19 protein-coding genes and 1 pseudogene are annotated in these 17,951 nt (G+C 71.7%); 11 read left to right on the top strand and 9 right to left on the bottom strand.

Features of this window, described 5'->3' with window-relative positions; genetic code table 11:
- Positions 1-7 precede the first annotated feature (7 nt).
- A complete protein-coding gene (locus H4W31_RS40475) occupies positions 8-808 on the top strand; it encodes an ABC transporter permease (RefSeq protein WP_192772777.1) in 801 nt (266 codons plus the stop codon).
- A complete protein-coding gene (locus H4W31_RS40470; RefSeq protein WP_192771415.1) occupies positions 805-1,800 on the top strand; it encodes an ABC transporter ATP-binding protein in 996 nt (331 codons plus the stop codon). Before H4W31_RS40475 ends, H4W31_RS40470 begins: the two co-directional genes overlap by 4 nt.
- Before the next feature lie 82 nt (positions 1,801-1,882).
- On the opposite strand, the gene H4W31_RS40465 is transcribed toward H4W31_RS40470, so the two are convergent.
- Positions 1,883-2,455, bottom strand: coding sequence for a helix-turn-helix domain-containing protein (locus H4W31_RS40465; RefSeq protein ID WP_192771414.1), 573 nt, complete (start codon positions 2,453-2,455; stop codon positions 1,883-1,885).
- A gap of 54 nt (positions 2,456-2,509) precedes the next feature.
- Here H4W31_RS40465 and H4W31_RS40460 point away from each other — a divergent pair, with 54 nt between their 5' ends.
- A complete protein-coding gene (locus H4W31_RS40460) occupies positions 2,510-3,214 on the top strand; it encodes an AzlC family ABC transporter permease (protein ID WP_192771413.1) in 705 nt (234 codons plus the stop codon).
- A complete protein-coding gene (locus H4W31_RS40455; protein ID WP_192771412.1) occupies positions 3,208-3,516 on the top strand; it encodes an AzlD domain-containing protein in 309 nt (102 codons plus the stop codon). The genes H4W31_RS40460 and H4W31_RS40455 overlap by 7 nt, the downstream gene beginning before the upstream one ends.
- Before the next feature lie 145 nt (positions 3,517-3,661).
- On the opposite strand, the gene H4W31_RS40450 is transcribed toward H4W31_RS40455, so the two are convergent.
- The 3 genes from H4W31_RS40450 to nadA all read right to left on the bottom strand — a co-directional run bounded on the left by H4W31_RS40450 (position 3,662) and on the right by nadA (position 7,184).
- Positions 3,662-4,267, bottom strand: coding sequence for a DUF3043 domain-containing protein (locus H4W31_RS40450; protein WP_192771411.1), 606 nt, complete (start codon positions 4,265-4,267; stop codon positions 3,662-3,664).
- Between the two features lie 135 nt (positions 4,268-4,402).
- A complete protein-coding gene (murA, locus tag H4W31_RS40445) occupies positions 4,403-5,827 on the bottom strand; it encodes a UDP-N-acetylglucosamine 1-carboxyvinyltransferase (protein WP_404825670.1) in 1,425 nt (474 codons plus the stop codon).
- Positions 5,828-6,014: 187 nt separating this feature from the next.
- On the bottom strand, positions 6,015-7,184 hold the full coding sequence (gene nadA / locus H4W31_RS40440) for a quinolinate synthase NadA (protein WP_192771410.1): 1,170 nt from the start codon (positions 7,182-7,184) through the stop codon (positions 6,015-6,017).
- A gap of 69 nt (positions 7,185-7,253) precedes the next feature.
- On the opposite strand from nadA, the gene H4W31_RS40435 reads away from it, so the two are divergent.
- Positions 7,254-8,393: a glycerate kinase family protein gene (locus H4W31_RS40435; protein WP_192771409.1), complete on the top strand. Its 1,140-nt coding sequence runs from the start codon at positions 7,254-7,256 to the stop codon at positions 8,391-8,393.
- Positions 8,394-8,447: 54 nt separating this feature from the next.
- Here H4W31_RS40435 and H4W31_RS40430 read toward each other — a convergent pair whose 3' ends face one another.
- Complete coding sequence (locus tag H4W31_RS40430) at positions 8,448-9,938, bottom strand: MFS transporter (RefSeq protein WP_192771408.1); 1,491 nt, start codon at positions 9,936-9,938, stop codon at positions 8,448-8,450.
- Positions 9,939-10,026: 88 nt separating this feature from the next.
- Here H4W31_RS40430 and H4W31_RS40425 point away from each other — a divergent pair, with 88 nt between their 5' ends.
- From H4W31_RS40425 to H4W31_RS40410, 4 genes are all read left to right on the top strand, one after another.
- Positions 10,027-10,422 (top strand): MarR family winged helix-turn-helix transcriptional regulator, encoded by a 396-nt coding sequence (locus H4W31_RS40425; RefSeq protein WP_318783672.1) that lies wholly within the window; start codon positions 10,027-10,029, stop codon positions 10,420-10,422.
- A 112-nt stretch (positions 10,423-10,534) separates the two neighbouring features.
- Positions 10,535-10,903 carry an iron-sulfur cluster insertion protein ErpA gene (gene erpA / locus H4W31_RS40420; protein WP_192771406.1) on the top strand — a complete coding sequence of 123 codons (369 nt, stop codon included), beginning with the start codon at positions 10,535-10,537 and terminating at the stop codon, positions 10,901-10,903.
- A 294-nt stretch (positions 10,904-11,197) separates the two neighbouring features.
- On the top strand, positions 11,198-12,172 hold the full coding sequence (locus tag H4W31_RS40415; protein ID WP_192771405.1) for a carbohydrate kinase family protein: 975 nt from the start codon (positions 11,198-11,200) through the stop codon (positions 12,170-12,172).
- Positions 12,173-12,245: 73 nt separating this feature from the next.
- Positions 12,246-12,572, top strand: a complete 327-nt coding sequence (locus H4W31_RS40410) for a hypothetical protein (protein ID WP_192771404.1) — start codon at positions 12,246-12,248, stop codon at positions 12,570-12,572.
- 30 nt (positions 12,573-12,602) lie between these two features.
- On the opposite strand, the pseudogene H4W31_RS43545 reads toward H4W31_RS40410, so the two are convergent.
- The 4 genes and pseudogenes from H4W31_RS43545 to H4W31_RS40390 all read right to left on the bottom strand — a co-directional run.
- A pseudogene (locus H4W31_RS43545) lies at positions 12,603-12,830 on the bottom strand (sulfurtransferase TusA family protein); the annotation flags it as partial.
- 92 nt (positions 12,831-12,922) lie between these two features.
- Positions 12,923-13,498, bottom strand: coding sequence for an acyl-CoA-like ligand-binding transcription factor (locus H4W31_RS40400; protein ID WP_318783671.1), 576 nt, complete (start codon positions 13,496-13,498; stop codon positions 12,923-12,925).
- A 15-nt stretch (positions 13,499-13,513) separates the two neighbouring features.
- Entirely contained in the window at positions 13,514-15,079 is a 1,566-nt protein-coding gene (locus H4W31_RS40395; protein ID WP_192771402.1) for an MFS transporter, read from the bottom strand.
- 87 nt (positions 15,080-15,166) lie between these two features.
- A complete protein-coding gene (locus tag H4W31_RS40390) occupies positions 15,167-16,318 on the bottom strand; it encodes a cysteine desulfurase family protein (RefSeq protein ID WP_192771401.1) in 1,152 nt (383 codons plus the stop codon).
- A gap of 171 nt (positions 16,319-16,489) precedes the next feature.
- Between H4W31_RS40390 and ctaC the strand changes: the two genes are divergently transcribed.
- Together ctaC and H4W31_RS40380 are read left to right on the top strand one after the other, a co-directional pair.
- Positions 16,490-17,458 carry an aa3-type cytochrome oxidase subunit II gene (ctaC, locus tag H4W31_RS40385; protein ID WP_192771400.1) on the top strand — a complete coding sequence of 323 codons (969 nt, stop codon included), beginning with the start codon at positions 16,490-16,492 and terminating at the stop codon, positions 17,456-17,458.
- Positions 17,459-17,468: 10 nt separating this feature from the next.
- Positions 17,469-17,894 carry a cytochrome c oxidase subunit 4 gene (locus tag H4W31_RS40380; protein WP_192771399.1) on the top strand — a complete coding sequence of 142 codons (426 nt, stop codon included), beginning with the start codon at positions 17,469-17,471 and terminating at the stop codon, positions 17,892-17,894.
- The last annotated feature ends 57 nt before the right edge of the window (positions 17,895-17,951 follow it).

The raw sequence follows: 17,951 nt of genomic DNA, 5'->3' as shown, positions 1-17,951 counted from the left end.
GTACCGGATCGGGGTGCTGCCGGCGTACCTGGCGCTGCTGCGCGGACAGGCCCGGGCACAGGCGTCGTACCGGACGTCGTTCGTGGTCGACCTCGTCGGCAACGTCGGCGCCACCGTGTTCGACGTGTTCACCGTGCTGGTGCTCTTCCAGGTCACCCGGAACCTGGGCGGCTTCGACCGGGCCGAGGCGATGGTGATGGTCGGGATCTCCTCGGCCGCCTTCGCCACCGCCGATCTCACGGTGGGAAGCATCGAGCGGGTCCGCCAGTACGTCCGGACCGGGCTGCTCGACGCGGTGCTGGTCCGCCCGCTCGGCGCGCTGCCCCAGTTGCTCCTGATGGACCTTCCGCTGCGCAAGGCGGCCCGGTCCCTGTTCGGGATCGGTGTGCTGGTGACCGCGTTGGCGCTGGCCGACGTCTCCTGGACGCCGGGCCGGGTGGCGTTGGCCGTGCTGGCGCCGCTGGCCGGGGTGGTGTTCTTCGGGTCGATCTTCGTGGCCACCGCCACGCTGTCGTTCTGGTGGATCGACTCCGGCGAGGTGGGTGCCGCTTTCACCTACGGTGGGCGAGACTTCACCACGTACCCGATGACCGTCTATAGTGGCTGGTTCCGAGCGGTCTTCGCGTACGGTCTGGGGTTCGGTTTCGTGGCCTACTATCCGGCGCTGGCGTTGCTCGGCCGGGCCGACCCGCTCGGCCTGCCGGCCTGGGTGGGCTGGACCGCCCCGGGCGTCGCGCTGCTGGCGGCGGCGGGCGCGGCAACCGCCTGGCGGGTCGGGGTCCGGCACTACCGGAGTACCGGCTCATGACCGGGACCGGGCCGGACGAGCCGGTGATCGCGGTGCGCGAGCTGCGCAAGGACTTCGTGGTACGGGTCCGGGCGGGCCGGTTCCGCCGGACGAAGCGGGTGGTGGCCGCGGTCGACGGGATCGACCTGACCGTGCGCCGGGGCGAGATGATCGGCTACATCGGGCCGAACGGTGCCGGCAAGTCCACCACGCTGAAGATGCTCACCGGCGTGCTGACCCCGTCGTCCGGCGAGGTACAGGTCTGCGGGCTCATCCCGGTGCCGCAGCGCACCCGGCTGGCGCTGCGGATCGGGGTGGTCTTCGGGCAGCGCTCGCAGCTCTGGTGGGATCTGCCGCTGCGGGACTCGTTCGACCTGCTCCGGCACATCTACCGGGTACCCGCCGCCGAGCACGCCGCCCGGCTGCGGCGCTGCCGGGCCCTGCTCGACCTCGACGGCTTCCTCGACATCCCGGTACGGCAGCTCTCGCTCGGCCAGCGGATGCGCGGCGAGTTGACGGCCGCGTTGCTGCACCGGCCGGAGGTGCTCTTCCTGGACGAGCCGACGATCGGGCTGGACGTGGTGAGCCGGCAGGCGGTCCGGTCCTTCCTCGCCGAACTCGGCCGGGCCGGCGACACCACGCTGCTGCTCACCACGCACGACCTCGCCGACATCGAGCGGCTCTGCCGGCGGCTGGTGGTGATCGACCACGGCCGGGTGGTGCACGACGGGTCGATCGAGGCGCTGCACGCCCGGTACGGGTCGCGGCGCCTGGTGGTGGCCGACCTGGACGAGCCGTTGGCCGCACCGCCGGTGCTGGTCGGTGCGCCACTACTGCGTACCGAGGCCGACGGGCGGCGACTGGTCTTCGCCTGTGAGTCGGTCACCGCCTCCGAGGTGGTGGCCGGGTTGGCCCGGTTGGTCGCGTTGCGGGACATCGCCATCGTGGAGCCGGACATCGAGGACGTCGTCACCCGGCTCTACCGGGCACCGGCCCCGGTCGAGCCCGTCTGACCGGGTTCGGCACGCCGGAGTCGTCGACATCCGCTCCGCTCGGCCGGTCGGCCCCGGTCTGGACGCCGGTACGCCGGCCCGTTCAGGGGTGTTCCATCACCAGCACGAGAAAGGTGCCCGGGGCGAGCGCCTCGTAGCCGTGCGGGACGTCGCCGGGGAAGGTGACGTAGTCGCCGGGGCCGAGTTCGACGGGTTCGGTGGACGGCCCGGTGCGCAGCCGGCCGGCGGCCACCACCACGTGCTCGACGCTGCCCGGGATGTGCGGCTCCGCGTCGCGTACCGCCCCGGGCTCCAGCTCGATCAGGTAGATGTCGCGGCGGACGTGGGCCGCACCGGCGGCGAGCAGCGTGCCGGTGAACTCCGCCTGCTGCGAGCGCAGCCCGGGACCGTCCCCGGCCCGGATCACCCGTACGGCGGGCGGTGGCTGCTCCACCAGCCGGCTGAACGGTACGCCGAGCGCGACGCCCAGGGCCCAGACGGTTTCCACGCTCGGGTTGCCGCTGCCGGCCTCAAGTTGGGACAGGGTCGACTTGGCGATCCCGGCTCTGCGGGCCAACTCGGCGAGGGAGATCCCGACCCGCTCCCGCTCCCGGCGCAGCGCGGCGGCGATGGCGGGTACGGGGGAGTTGTCGGCACGAGAGGTCGTTCGGTTCATCGGTCCATCCGTTCGGCTTGACGAACAGGTGTACTGCGTTCATCATTTTGAACCATGCGTACGGCAGAACGAACGGCGACACCCGCATCAACACCCGCGCTGTTGCGCGACGTCGGGGCGATCGGGGTGGCGATCGTCGCGATCGGCGCCTCCTTCGGTGCCGTCGCCGTGGCCGCGGGCCTGCCCGTCCTGGCGACCATCGCGATGTCCACCCTGTTGTACGCCGGCGGCGCCCAGTTCATGGCCGTCGGGTTGATCGCGGCCGGCAGTCCGGTCGCGGCGGTCTTCGCCGGGCTGCTGCTCAACGCCCGGCATCTGCCGTTCGGACTGGTCCTCGGCGACGTGCTGGGCCGGCGGTGGCGCGACCGGCTGCTCGGCAGTCACCTGATGACCGACGAGGCCACCGCGTTCGCGCTGGCCCAACCGGACCCGGCCGGCCGGCGCCGGGCCTTCTGGCTGGCCGGCATCGTCCTCTTCTTCGCCTGGAACCTGGGCACCCTGGCCGGGGTGCTGCTGGCCAGCCGGGTCGGCGACCCGCTCCGGCTGGGGCTGGACGCGGCCTTCCCCGCCGGTCTGCTGGCCCTGCTGCTGCCCGCGCTGCGGGAACCGGAGACCCGTCGGGTGGCGCTGGTCGGCGCGGCGGTGGCGGTGCTCGTCACGCCCGTGCTGCCGGCCGGCCTGCCGATCCTGCTCGCGCTCAGCGGCCTCGCCGTACTTCTGCTGCCCCGCCGCGGCCGGCACCGGGCGCGGCCGTGCTGATCGCCGTGATCCTGACCCTGGCCGTCGGCACGTACGCCTTCCGGCTCTCCGGAGTGGTGCTGCGGGACCGGCTGACCCTCCCCGACCGGGTACACCGGCTCCTGCCGATGGCGGCGGCGGCGCTGCTCGCGGCGCTGGCCGTGACCGCCGCGCTGACCGAGGCCGGCGCCTTCGCCGGCTTCGCCCGCCCGACCGGAGTGCTGGTCGGTGCCGCGCTGGCCTGGCGGCGCGCCCCCTTCATCGCGGTCGTGGTGGCCGCGGCCGGTACGGCGGCACTGCTCCGCCTGCTCGGCATCCCCTGAGCCCGGCTGCCGGCGCGCCGCGTGCGTGGTGCGGGTGCGCGGGTGGGCGTGCTGCGCTCGGTGTGCGCGGGTGCGGTCGGCGCCGCGTGTTAGGAAGGGCCCCTTCTTATGCAAAAAGCGATAAGAAGGGGCCCTTCCTTACACCTCAGACGGAGTCGCCGATCTTGACTCGGGGGGTTGGGGCACGCATCCGGCGGAAGGTGATCGCGCGCATGATCGCGTAGAGGTAGAGCGAACCCATCCGCTGATCGGTCTTGGGGAACCGCTGCCGGACCAGCTTCTTGATCCGCCGGGAGATCAGCACGGAGTCGATCACCAGTGCGATGGCCAGCAGACCCCAGAGCAGGTTGGAGCCGAACCGTACCGCCGGGGGCATGGTGTTCGCCGAACCGATCAGGACGACCAGGGCGCCACCGAAGAACCAGGTGCCGACCGTACGCCGGGAGTCGACCACGTCACGGGCGAGTCCCCGCTCCGGGGCGCGGTCCCGGGGGCCGCCCTCACGCCGGAACTCGGCGGCGGACTCGGCCCGCAGGACTCGGCGCCGCTCCCGCGCCTCCTGCTTGCTGAGCGGCTTGGTGTCGGCCGCCGGGCGGCGGCCGGCGTTCGGCCGCTTCGGAGTCTCCCGGCCCAACTCCTTCTTGCTCGGGGTGTAGCCCCGAGGGCGGGCGGACGAGGACTCCTCGGGGGACACCTGTGAGACGGCATCCTCGACGAGGTCGGCGGACTTTCGACGAAACAGCGACGGCACGGATGAAGGGTAGCCAACCGCGGGCCCGCCCCGCACCTCGCGGTACGGGGCAGGAGCGGAAGGACCGGTCGGCCAGCCGGGACCGGCGTCGGGGGGTTCGGTACCGGCTGACCGCTGTCGGTCGTGCAGGACCGGTTACGGACGCTCGACGTGGGCGCCCAGAGCGGACAACTTGGCCTCGAAGTCCTCGTACCCACGGTTGATCAGGTCGACGCCGTAGACCCGGGAGGTGCCCTCGGCGGCCAGCGCGGCGATCAGGTGGCTGAACCCGGCCCGCAGGTCGGGGATCACCAGGTCGGCGGCGTGCAACTTGCTCGGCCCGGCGATCACCGCGGAGTGCTTGAAGTTGCGCCGGCCGAACCGGCAGGGCGTACCGCCCAGGCAGTCCCGGTAGACCTGGATGGTGGCGCCCATCTTGTTCAGCGCCTCGGTGTAGCCCAGCCGCTGCTCGTAGACGGTCTCGTGCACGATCGACAGGCCCCGGGCCTGGGTCAGCGCGACCACCAGCGGCTGCTGCCAGTCGGTCATGAAGCCGGGGTGTACGTCGGTCTCCAGGGCCACCGCCCGGAGTTCGCCGCCCGGGTGCCAGAACCGGATGCCGCCCTCCTGGCCGGCGCTGCCCACCCGGGGCGGCCGGGTGTCGGTGACCTCGTACGCCCCGCCGACCGACCGGAAGACGTTCAGGAAGGTCATCATGTCGGCCTGCTCGGCGCCCAGCACCTCGACCCGGCCCCCGGTGGCGAGGGCGGCGGCGGCCCAGCTCGCGGCCTCGATCCGGTCCGGGATCGGCCGGTGCGTGTAGCCGCTCAGCCGGGCCACACCCTGCACCTCGATCACCCGGTCGGTGTGCACCTTGATGATCGCGCCCATCTTCTGCAGGATGCAGATCAGGTCGATGATCTCCGGCTCGACGGCGGCGTTGCGCAGCTCGGTGACGCCCTCGGCGAGCACCGCGGTCAGCAGCACCTGCTCGGTGGCACCCACACTCGGGTACGGCAGCTCGAACTTGGTCCCGTGCAGGCCGGTGGGGGCGGTGAGGTGCATCCCCTCGGGGGTCTTGTCGACGACCGCGCCGAACTGCCGCAGCGCCTGGATGTGGAAGTCGATCGGCCGGGGGCCGATGTGGCAGCCGCCGAGGTCCGGGATGAACGCGTGGCCGAGCCGGTGCAGCAGCGGACCGCAGAACAGGATCGGGATCCGGCTCGATCCGGCGTGCACGTTGATCTCGTCGGTGCTGGCGCTCTCGACGTTGGCCGGATCGAAGACCAGTTCGCCGTCCTCGACGCCGTCGGTGACCTTCACGCCGTGCAGTTCGAGCAGGCCGCGGACCACTTCGACGTCACGGATCCGCGGCACGTCGAAGAGTCGGCTGGGTTCGTCGCCGAGCAGGGCGGCGACCATCGCCTTGGAGACGAGATTCTTCGCGCCGCGTACCCGGATCTGCCCGGAAAGGGGCGTACCTCCGTGTACGACCAGGACGTCGTCGGTCAACGCAACCTCCAGCGGGTCGGTGTGCTCTACGTCGATGTTGTCCGCGAGGGTGGACCATCCGGTCCACACTCCCGCTCCCCGTGGCGGGGCCGGATCGTCGCGGCATCTTCAATGTCACGGCACGGCTCTGTCGCGGCCCCCGGCAGCATAGCGCTCCGTTACGAAAAAAGAGCGGTCACAGCGCAACGGATGGCACGAAACGGGGACGGGGACAGAAATCCGTGCCGAATTCGCTACTTTCCGTGATGGCGGACGGTCACGGCAGTGCGAGCATCTGGTCCAGGGCCACCCGGGCGTGGTACGCGGTGTCCGGATCCACGGTGATCTGGTTCGGTACCCGGCCGGCGACGAGTTCCTCCAGCGACCAGACCAGGTGCGGCAGGTCGATCCGGTTCATCGTCGAGCAGTAGCAGACGGCCCGGTCCAGGAACATGATCTGCTTGTCCGGATGGGCGTTCGCGAGCCGGCGGACCAGGTTCAGTTCGGTGCCGATCGCCCACGCCGAGCCGGCCGGCGCCGCCTCGATGGTCGAGATGATGTACTCCGTCGAGCCGACCTGGTCGGCGGCGGTCACCACGTCGTACCGGCACTCGGGGTGGACCAGGACGTTGACCCCGGGCACCCGCATCCGGACCTCTTCCACGCTGCTGAGCGTGAACCGGCCGTGCACCGAGCAGTGTCCCCGCCACAGGATCATCTTGGCTTCCCGCAACTGCTTCGCGGTCAGCCCGCCGCCGGGCTTGTGCGGGTCGTAGAGCACGCAGTCGTCGGCGTCCAGGCCCATCTTCAGTACCGCCGTGTTCCGGCCCAGGTGCTGGTCGGGCAGGAAGAGCACCCGCTGGCCCCGCTCGAACGCCCACTGCAGGGCCCGCTCGGCGTTGGACGAGGTGCAGACCACGCCACCGTTGCGCCCGACGAAGCCCTTGATGTCGGCCGAGGAGTTCATGTAGGTCACCGGCACGGTCGAATCGGCGACACCCACCTCCGCGAGCGTCTCCCACGCGGACTCGACCTGGGGCAGCGCCGCCATGTCCGCCATCGAGCAGCCGGCGGCCAGGTCGGGCAGGACCACCCGCTGCGCCTCGGTGGTGAGGATGTCCGCGCTCTCGGCCATGAAGTGCACGCCGCAGAAGACGATGTACTCCGCGTCCGGTCGGGCGGCGGCCTCCCGGGCGAGTTTGAACGAGTCGCCGGTGACGTCGGCGAACTGGATGACCTCGTCACGTTGGTAGTGGTGGCCGAGCACGAACACCCGTTGGCCCAGCTTCGCCTTCGCCGCCGTCGCCCGGGCGACGAGATTCGGGTCGCTGGGCGGCGGAAGCTCGCCGGGACAGTCCACCCCGCGCTCGCTGGCCGGGTCGGTACCCCGGCCGAGCAGCAGCAGGGCGGTCGCGGTGCTGGACGGCTCAAGCCACGTCGAAGTCACGTTCACCATGCTTGCACAGCGGGGACCGCTTTCCCGCCGCACGGATGTGGCCTGCCACACTTGCCGTCCATGCGGATCCTGATCTGTCCGGACAAGTTCGCCGGCACCCTGTCGGCGGCCGAGGTGGCGACCGCGGTACGCGCCGGATGGCGGGAGACCGCGCCGGACGACGAACTGGTGCTCAGGCCGCTTTCCGACGGGGGACCCGGCTTCGTCGAGGTACTCGCCGGCGCCGTGCCCGGACGTCGGGTGCCGGTGCCCACCGTCGACCCGTTGGGCCGGCCGGTCGACGGCGAGATCCTGCTCACCGCCGACGGCATGACGGCGTACGTCGAGAGTGCCCAGGCGTGCGGGCTGCACCTGCTGGCCCCGGACGAGCGGGACCCGAAGCGGACCACCTCGTACGGCCTCGGCGCGCTGGTCGCGATGGCGGCGGAGAGCGGGGCCCGGCGCGCCGTGATCGGGCTGGGCGGCTCGGCCGTGAACGATGCCGGAGCGGGGCTGCTGGCCGCCCTGAACGCCGTACCGGTGGACGCCACCGGAATGGCCCTGCCGTACGGCGGAGCCGCGCTGCTCGGGGTGGCCGGCCTCACGGGTCTGCCCCAGTTGCGGGGCATGGAGCTGGTGGCGGCGACCGACGTCGACAACCCGCTCACCGGGTTGACCGGCGCGTCGAACGTGTTCGGGCCGCAGAAGGGGGCGTCCCGGGAGGACGTACTCCTGCTCGACGACGCGGTGACGCGCCTCGCCGTGGTGCTGGAGCGGGACCTGCCGGGTTGTCCTCCCGGCCTGGCCGGGTTGCCGGGCGGCGGTGCGGCCGGTGGGCTCGGCGCGGCCGTCCTGGCGCTCGGCGGCCGGTGTGAGTCGGGCATCGACCTGGTTACCCGGCTGACCGGCCTGGACACCGCGTTCGACGAGGCGGATCTGGTGATCACCGGGGAGGGTTCGTTCGACCACCAGTCGCTGCGCGGCAAGGTGGTGGCCGGGGTCGCGGGCGCGGCCCGGGACCGGGGGCTGCCCTGCGTGGTGCTGGCCGGCCGGGTCAGCGCCGGCCGCCGCGAGTCGGCGGCGGCCGGCGTGACCGAGACGCACAGCCTGGTGGACCACTTCGGCGGCGAGCCGCACGGTGGGGTCGAGCGGGCGATGAGCCGTCCGGCCGAGGGGCTGCGGGCGCTGGCCGCGCGGCTGGCCGGTCAGTGGAGCCGCTGAGGGGCTACCGCCGGCACGAGCTGGATCCGCACGAGGCCGGCCGCCCCCGCCGGCTCAGCCGAGGTGGACCGGGCCGCGATGACGGCCGCGGGCGCGGCTGCCGGTGACCGCCGCGACGAGCAGTCCGAGCAGGGCCACCCCGCTCACCAGGCCCACTGCCGGATAGAACGAGTCCGGCACGTGGCCCGGGGTGGGTTGGTCGGTGGCCAGGACCGCGGTGACACCGGCCAGCACGATCGCGCCGCCGATCTGGAACGAGGTCTGCACGAGGCCCGACGCCAGCCCCTGCTCCTCGTCCGCGACCCCGGCGGTGGCCTGGATGTTGAGCGCCGGGAAGGCGAGGGCGAAGCCGGTGCCGACCAGCAGCATGGTGGGCAGGATCACGCCCAGATAGCGGGGTTCGCCGTCGATCCGGAGGAACAGCAGGTACGCGGCGAGGAACGCGGCGAATCCGGCCATCACCACCCGGCCGGTGCCGAACCGGTTGACGAGGTTGCCGACCCGGGGGCCGCCGAACGCCACGATCAGGCCGCCGGGCAGGAACGCGAGCGCCATGTCCAGCGGGGACCAGCCGAGCACGACCTGCGTGTAGAGGGTGCCGATGAACTGGAATCCGACGTACGACCCGGTCACCGCCAGGGCCGCCAGGTTGGCGCCGACCAGGCTCCGGTTGCCGAGGATGCCCAGCCGGACGAGGGGATGGGCCACCCGGCGCTCGATCCGGACGAACGCCGCGAGCAGTGCCGCCACCAGGGCGAAGGAGCCGACGGTACGGACCGAGAGCCAACCGGCCGTGGGCGCCGAGACCACCGCGTACACCAGGAGCAGCAGTGCGGCGGTGGCGGTGGCGGCGCCGCCCAGGTCGTAGCCGCCGGTCCGGCGGGGAAGGCGGTCGGCCGGGATGAGTCGGATGCCGGCGAAGAGGACGAGCAGGGCGATCGGGGCGGGCAGCAGGAAGGTCCAGCGCCAGCCGGCCTCGGTCAGCACGCCGCCGAAGACCAGTCCCAGGGAGAACCCGCTCGCGCCGCAGGCGGTGTAGAAGCTCAGGGCCCGGTTGCGGGCCGGCCCCTCGGGAAAGGTCGTGGTGATGATGGAGAGGCCGGCCGGGGCGGTGAAGGCCGCCGCGACGCCCTTGGCGAAGCGGGTGGCGATCAACAGTGACGGATCGTCGACGAGGCCGCCGACCAGCGACGCGACGCCGAAGACGGCGATCGCCCAGAGGAAGACCTGCCGCCGGCCGAGCAGGTCGGCGGTCCGCCCGCCGAGGAGCAGCAGCCCGCCGTAGCCGAGGACGTAACCGCTGACGATCCATTGCAGCGCCGAGTTGGACAGTCCCAGGTCCGCCTGGATCGAGGGCAGCGCCACCCCGACCATCGAGACGTCGAGGCCGTCGAGGAAGAGCGCGCCGCAGAGCACGATCAGCGCTCCCCAGAGCCGGGCGGTCATCCGTGGGCCGCCGGCCGGGGTGCCGTCGATGGAGCCGCCGGCCTGGTCGGGGACGTCGGTGCTGGTCGGCGGGGTACCGGGTGGTGCCGAAGAAGCCATGCCGGCGAACTTACGTGCACACGCATCTAATGTGCAAGCAACTAATGCGTGTGCAAGTTTTTCCTGTGCATCTGATAACATCGGCCGCGTGTCCGAGGACCAGGCCCTGGCCGCCGAGTGGCGTGAGCTGGCCAACCGTTACGCGGCGGCGTCGTGCGCGCTCGAACGTGAGCTGCACGACCGGCACGGGATCGGGATGAGCGAGTTCGAGGTCGTCGACCGGCTGGCCGGGGCGCCGGAGACCAAACTGCGGATGCAGGAGCTGGCCGAGGTGGTGCACCTCAGCCAGAGCGCGCTGAGTCGGGCGGTGGCCCGGCTGGAGCGGGACGGACTGGTCTGCCGGGCCCTGTGCGAGCAGGACCGGCGGGGGGTCTTCGTCACACTCACCGATGCCGGGCGGGAGCGGCACGCGGCGGCTCGGCCGACCCAGCGGAGCGTGCTGGCGGGGATTCTCCGTCCCGCGTCCTCCGCCGTCCCCGGGTGACCTGCGCCGCACCGACCTACAATCAAATCGAACCGCATTGGGAATCACCGGCCAGCCGGCTAGCGTTGGCCAGTACGGATAAACATCGCACCCGCGCAGGGGAGACTTTCACGTGACAACGCCAGCGCAGACCGAGTCGACCGCGGCAACTGCCCCGAGCACCATCGCCCTGACCGACGTCGCGGCGGAGAAGGTGAAGGGTCTGATCGAGCAGGAGGGCCGCGACGACCTGCGGCTGCGGGTCGCCGTGCAGCCAGGTGGCTGCTCCGGCCTGCGGTACCAGCTCTTCTTCGACGAGCGCTCGCTCGACGGTGACGTCGTCACCGACTTCGGCGGGGTCGGGGTCGTCGTCGACCGGATGAGCGCGCCCTACCTGGCCGGCGCCACCATCGACTTCGCCGACCGGATCGACGCCCAGGGCTTCACGATCGACAACCCGAACGCGCAGAACTCGTGCGCGTGTGGCGACTCGTTCCACTGATCGGCACGTTGTTCCACTGATCGGCGCTTCGTCCTGATTCGGACGAAAAAGCGTGGTTCCACCTGAAATAATGATTGCCTGAGCGGGTCGCCCCGCGCGGGCGGTGCGACGTCCGGAGAGTCCGTCGCAGCGCCCCCGCCGGGAGCGGCCCGTTCGGCGTCTCGTCCCGGGTTGCCGGGGTACGAGGTCGAGGTGACACTCGGGTGGCCGGTAGCCGATCGATCGGGGGCGGGGCGGGGAGCGTACCGGTAGGCTGACCCGGCTGTAGTCCATTCTTCCGATCCGAGGGCCGACATGAAGATCGCCGTTACCGGCTCGATCGCCACCGACCACCTGATGCACTTCCCGGGCCGGTTCGCCGATCAGTTCATCGCCGACCAGTTGCACAAGGTCTCGCTCTCCTTCCTCGTCGACGAGCTGGTGCTCCGGCGCGGCGGGGTGGCCGCCAACATCGCCTTCGGGATGGCGCAGCTCGGCCTGCGTCCGGTGCTGCTGGGCGCCGTCGGCGCCGACTTCGACGACTACCGGTCCTGGTTGGAGCGGCACGGCGTCGACTGTGCCTCCCTGCACGTCAGCGAGGTGGCCCACACCGCGCGGTTCGTCTGCACCACCGACACCGAGATGTGCCAGATCGCCTCCTTCTACGCCGGTGCGATGAGCGAGGCCCGCAACATCGAACTCGCCCCGGTCGCCGAGCGGATCGGTGGTCTCGATCTCGTTCTGGTCAGCGCCAACGACCCGGCCGCGATGCTGCGGCACTCCGCCGAGTGCCGGCAGCGCGGGTACGCCTTCGCCGCCGACCCGTCCCAGCAGCTCGCCCGGATGGACGGCAGTGACGTGATCGGCCTGATCGACGGCGCCGACTACCTGCTGACCAACGACTACGAGAAGTCGCTGCTCCAGAGCAAGGCGGGCCTGACCGACGCCCAGCTGCTGGAGCGGGTCAAGATCCGGGTCACCACGCTCGGCAAGGACGGCGTCGAGATCGCCGGTAGGGACATCGCCCCCATCCACGTGCCGATCGCCCGGGAGATGCAGGCCGCCGACCCGACCGGTGTCGGCGACGGGTTCCGGGCCGGCTTCTTCGCCGGACTCTCCTGGGGGCTCGGCCTGGAGCGGTCGGCCCAGATCGGCTCGCTGCTCGCCACCCTGGTACTGGAGACCGTCGGCCCCCAGGAGTACGAGGTCCGTGGCGACCTCTTCGTGAAGCGCCTAGCCGAGTCGTACGGCGACCAGGCGGCCGAGGACGTCCGGCCGCACCTGCAGTAGCCCCGAGGCGGTCGCGTTCGGCACGGCCGGGTGCGGGTGGACCCCCCGACCCGGCCGTTGCCGTGTCCCGGGTTTGCCGCTGGCCCGCTTCGGCAACTGGGACCATCTGGTGCTGACCTGGCCGGACGGCGAGCCGCTCTCGATCGGCTGGGACAACCTGGCGGACGCCCGGGTGACCGGCCGAACCGCCCCGACGCTCGTGGTCGAGCCGAGGGATCCCGAGCGGACCGACCCAATCATCGGCCGGTGGAAGTGGGACCGGCTCGGCCGGCGGCGCCCGTCCCGCGCGCAACGGCCGTACGAGATCAGGGTCCTGCTGACGGGTGTCCGGCCCGGGGTGCGGCGGCTGCGTACGGAGCTGGTTGCTCGGCACCGGCCGGAACCGCCGGCAGGGTCGTGACCCGTACGGGAACGCGCCGAGCCCGCCGGTTCAGTGGGCGCGGCGGATGTCGTACGCCGGGGAGCCGGCCACGGTCGAGGTGCCGAGCAGCTCCTGCCCACGCATCCGACACCAGGCCGGAATGTCGATCGCCGCGGCCGGATCGTCGGCGAGCACCCGGAGCACCCCGCCGACCGGCAGTTCGACCAGTCGCCGGGCCGCCGCGATGACCGGCAACGGGCAGCGCTGACCGAGACAGTCGACGACCTCGTCCGGAGTGCGCGTCGACTCGGCACCGGATTCGGCGGCGGGGCCGGCCGAGGCCGGGGCGTGCCGGGGGGCCGGCGGAACGGGCCCGGAGGTCGGCCCGTTCACAGCGGAAGCCCCGCCTCTAGCTGGGCGAGTCCCTCGTCGAACAACTCGACGTAGTTGGCCGGGTCCGGATTGTCGTTCAGCAGCACGGCGAGCCCGACTCCGACCACGGCACCGACGAAGGCCCGCACCGCGAGATCGTCGGGCTGCCGGCCGACCCGCCGGGCCACCGCCTCGGTGAGCAGGCCCATGGCCTGGATCAACGCGTCCAGGTTGCGGTTGCGCAGCTCCGGTACGGACTGGGTGAGCCGGTGCCGGTCCCATTCCTCGGCCCGCTGCTCCGGGGACAGGCTCAGGAAGACCGTGCGGATGGCCGCCCGGAACGCCTGGACGGGAGTCAGCTCGGGCGGTGCGGCGACGAAGGCGTCGAAGACGAGTGGATCCAGGTCGTCCCGGAGCACCACGTCCTCCTTGCTGGGGAAGTACCGGAAGAAGGTGCTCTGCGACACCTCGGCCGCCGCCGCGATCTGCTCCACGGTGGTGGACGCGTATCCCTGGTCCCGGAACAGGCGCATCGCCTGGCGGCGGATCTCCGCCCTCGTCCTGGCCTTGTTGCGTTCGCGTAGCCCCGGCACCTCGCGTACTCCTGTTCAGCCGACGGTCACCTGCCCCGATTCTCCGGCTTTCGACCCCGGCCGGCCAACCGGCACGTCGGTGACCGGCCAGGTTTGCCGGGGAAGGAAGGCAATGGCCAGTACGGCGCCGAGCAGCCCGAGCCCGCCGCACACCCAGAGCATGGCGTCCATCGCGTCGACGAAGGCCCGCCGGACGGTGTCCAGCAGCTCCGGAGCGTCCAGTTGGCGGGCGACCAGTACCCCGGCCGGGGCGCTGTCCCGGACCGCGTCCGCGGCCGGTGCCGGCAGTCCGGACAGGTCCAGCCGATCGCGGTAGACGGCGTTGAGCACGCTGCCCAGGATCGCCACCCCGATCGTGCCGCCGACCTGGCGCAGCGCCTGGATGAGCGCGGAACCGGCGCCGCTGTGCTCCACCGAGAGGGCGCCGAGCGCGACGTCCATCAGGGTGGGCAGGATGAGCCCCATTCCCAGGCCGACGGCGGTGAGCCAGCCGGCGACGAAGCCGTACCCGGTTCCGGTTCCGGTCGCGGTACCGGCGAGCAGGCCGGCGGCCAGCACCAGGAACCCGGTGGTGACCGGCGTCCTGACGCCCAGTCGGGGTACCAGCCGGACGCCGAGCCGGGCGCCGAGGAGCAGGCCGCCGACCACCGGGAGCAGCCGCAGGCCGGTGCCGAGTGCGTCGGCGTCGAGCACGGACTGGAAGTACTGCGGGAGTGTGAACAGGGCACCGAACAGCGCGAAGGTCACCAGGGTGGCCAGCAGGGTCGCCCAGGTGAAGCCGGCCGACCGGAACAGGGCGAGATCGACCAGGGGATGGATCGCGGGCCGCTGGCCGAGCTGGCGCTCCCAGGCCACGAAGGTGGCCAGCAGCGCCAGCCCGGCAGCCACGGCGACGGCCGGGATGCCGTTGCCGAGCCCCTGGTCGCCGAGTTCGATGACGCCCCAGGTCAGGCTCACCAGGCCGGCGCAGGACAGGAGCACTCCGGCCAGGTCGAGGCGGAGGCGCCGGCTGCTGCCGGACTCGGGCATCAGCAGGACGACCGCGACCAGGGCGATCACGATGACCGGGATGTTGATCAGGAAGACCGAGCCCCACCAGTAGTGGTCGAGCAACCAGCCGCCGACGATCGGACCGAGTGGCAGGCCGATGGCGTTGGCGGTGACCCACAGCCCGATCGCCCGTCCCCGCTCCTGCGGAGTGAAGAGCACCGGCAGGAGGGACATGCAGAGCGGCACCACGAAGGCGGCACCCAGGCCGAGTAGCGCGCGGGCGCCGATCAGCCACTCCGCCGACGGGGCGTACGCGCAGATCAGCGAGGCGGTCCCGAACAGGGCCAGGGCGGCGAGCAGCAGCCTCTTCCGCCCGAACCGGTCGCCGAGCAGACCGGCGGGGAGCAGCATCGCGGCGAAGACCAGGTTGTAGGAGTTCGCGATCCACTGCAGGTCGCTGGTTGTCGCCGGTAGCTCGGTGGCGAGGCTGGGCAGCGCCACGTTGAGGACGGTGACGTCGAGGCCGATCACCAGCGCGCTGGCGGAGAGGGCGCCCAGCGCCCACCACTTCCGGGTTTCCGTTGCCTTCATGACAGCGCCAATCTTCTCGACAGCTACTCTTAATATGAGAGTAACTGCCAAGTGAAAGTAGCTGTCAATATTTTTGCCGGGCCAGGTTCAGAGGCCGACCACCCCGGCCTCGGCCCGCAGGTCGGCGACGATCCCCGGCAGCTCGGCGAGGAGCCGGTCCACCTCGGCTTCGGTGCTGTCCCGGTGCAGTGAGATCCGTACGTTGCCGTGCGACAGCACGCCCATCGCCTCCAGCACATGGGACGGCCGCAGGGTGGACGAGGTGCAGGACGAACCGGAGGAGACGGCGAAACCACGCCGGTCCAGCGCGTGCAGCAGCGCCTCGCCGTCGACGTACAGGCAGGAGAAGGTGACCAGGTGCGGCAGCCGGTCGACGGGGTCGCCGACCACCTCCACGTCGGGCACCGTCGCCGACACGGTGGCCCGGATCCGGTCGACGAGTGGGCTCAGCCGCTCCGCCTCGGCGCTCGCCTCGGCCGCGACCATCCGCAGCGCGGCCGCCGCTGCCACGATCGCCGGCAGGTTCGGCACCCCCGGGGTACGACCGGCCTCCCGCTCGTCCGCCGGATACGGCGACTCCCACCGGGTGCCCTTGCGCACCACCAGAAGCCCCACGCCGGGCGGGCCACCCCACTTGTGCGCACTGGCCGACAGCACCGACCAGCCCTCCGGCACCGGAATCCGCCCCACCGACTGGGCGGCGTCGACATAGAGCGGTACGCCGGCCGCCGCGCACGCCCCGGCCGCCTCGGCCAGCGGCTGGACGGTGCCGACCTCGTGACTGGCGCTGATCAGCGCGGCCAGCGCCACCCCGGGCCCGGCCACCGCACCGGACCAGGCGTCGAGATCGAGCCGCCCCGACCGGGACACCGGGACGGAGGTGCTCGAACCGCCGCCGGCCAGGTGTCGTTCCGCCGCGTGCAGCACCGCGGAGTGCTCGATCGCCGAGTGCACCAGGGTGGCACCGACCCGACGGCGCCCGGTCAGACCGCCCAGCACCGCGGCGTGCGCGGCGGTCGTACCGCTGGGGGTGAAGGAGAGCTCGTCGGGACGTACCCGGAGAACCTCGGCGGTGGCCGCCCGCGCCGCGTCGAGGAGTTGGCGGGCCCGGCGGGCCTGCGTGTACAGCTTGCCGGGATCGGCCCAGCCGTCCTCCAGCGCCGCGAGCATCGCCTGTCGGGCTACCGGATGTAATGGTGCGGCGGAGGCCGCGTCGAAGTACGCCGGGGGCTCGCTCACCAGCAAACCGTAGCGCGCAGCGGGATCGGGCAAGATCCCCCGGGAGAGTGGGGACGCCGACCCCAAGGCCGTCCAGCCGACGCAGGTCGAGTAATCTGCGACCGTCGGTGACGCCTTTGCCGCCGGGGTCGACAAACCCGACACGGCGGCGCGCTAGGGAGGCAGGACCAGGTGGTCGCAAGGGGTTCGGAGGTACGGCCGTCGGTCGTACGGCAGGGCAGTCCCCGAGATGCCCGAGGGCGCGGTCGTCGCCCGACGGTCGGTCGGCTGGCCGGGCTCGGAGTCGGCGGCGCCGCGCTGCTCGCCCTCTTGACCGGCTGTGACGTCGGCCGGACGTTCGACGGTTTCGGTTGGCCGCAGGGTGGGATCAGCCCGGAGTCCCACCGCATGTACGACCTCTGGATCGCCTCGTCCATCGCGGCCCTCGCGGTCGGCGTCTTCGTATGGGGCCTGATCTTCTGGTGCGTGATCCGGTACCGCAAGCGGGGTGAGACCCTGCCGGTGCAGACCCGGTTCAACATGCCGATGGAGTTCCTCTACACCATCGCGCCGATCCTGGTCGTGGCCGTGCTGTTCTACTACACGGCGATCGTGCAGACCGGGGTGAACAAGGTCTCCAAGGACCCGGACGTGACGGTCGAGGTCGTCGCGTTCAAGTGGAACTGGCAGTTCAACTACCGCACCGCGCCCAACGCGGAGCCGGACGCCGAGACCATCGCCTCCACGCTGGGCACCACCGAGGTGATCCCGATCCTGGTGCTGCCAACCGGGCGCAGCGTCCTGTTCGAGGAGACCAGCCGGGACGTCATCCACTCGTTCTGGGTGCCGGAGCTGCTGTTCAAGCGGGACGTCTTCCCCGGGAACGTGCGCAACGTCTTCCAGGTCAGCAACCTGCAGACCGAGGGGGCGTACGTCGGCCGCTGCGCCGAGCTGTGCGGCACGTACCACTCGATGATGAACTTCGAGCTGCGGGTGGTCTCACCGGAGGAGTACGACCGGTTCATCGCCGCCAAGCAGTCCGGCCAGTCGACCCAGGACGCGCTGGTCTCGATCGGCGAGCCGCCACTGGCGCAGACGACCAAGCCGTTCGACACCCGGCGGGACGTCAACAACTTCGGTAACGCGAGCGCGGGAAGCTGAGGGGCCGGAGATGAAGTCTGAGTGGCGGCTGTTCGGCATCGTTTCCCTCTTCCTGGCCATCGCCGGGATCGTCTACGGGATCTGGACGCACGGAGCCGACGGTCGGGTCGAGTGGATCGGCACCGTCGCGCTGGCGCTGTCCTTCCTGCTCACCACGATGTGCGGCACCTTCTTCTGGTTCGTCTCCCGGCGGATCGACCCGCGCCCCGAGGACCGGCCGGACGGCGAGATCGCCGACGGCGCGGGCGAGATCGGGTTCTTCAGCCCGGGTAGCTACTGGCCGTTCGGGCTGGCCCTGGCCGCCACGATCGCCGGCCTGGGCCTGGTGTTCTGGCAGTGGTGGCTGATCGCCACCGGCCTGATCGCGGTACTCGGCGGCGCCTGCGGCCTGCTCTTCGAGTACTACAGCGGAACCCGGCGCACCGCCGAGCACTGAGTCGACAGCACCGTCGGAACGACCCGCCGCCCTACCGGGCCGGCGGGTCGTTCCCGT

Origin of the sequence: Plantactinospora soyae (genome assembly GCF_014874095.1) — a bacterium.
In the GTDB taxonomy this organism is placed as follows: domain Bacteria; phylum Actinomycetota; class Actinomycetes; order Mycobacteriales; family Micromonosporaceae; genus Plantactinospora; species Plantactinospora soyae.
The sequence above is the reverse complement of the archived record's forward strand: the minus strand, read 5'-3'. Positions and strand labels throughout refer to the sequence as shown.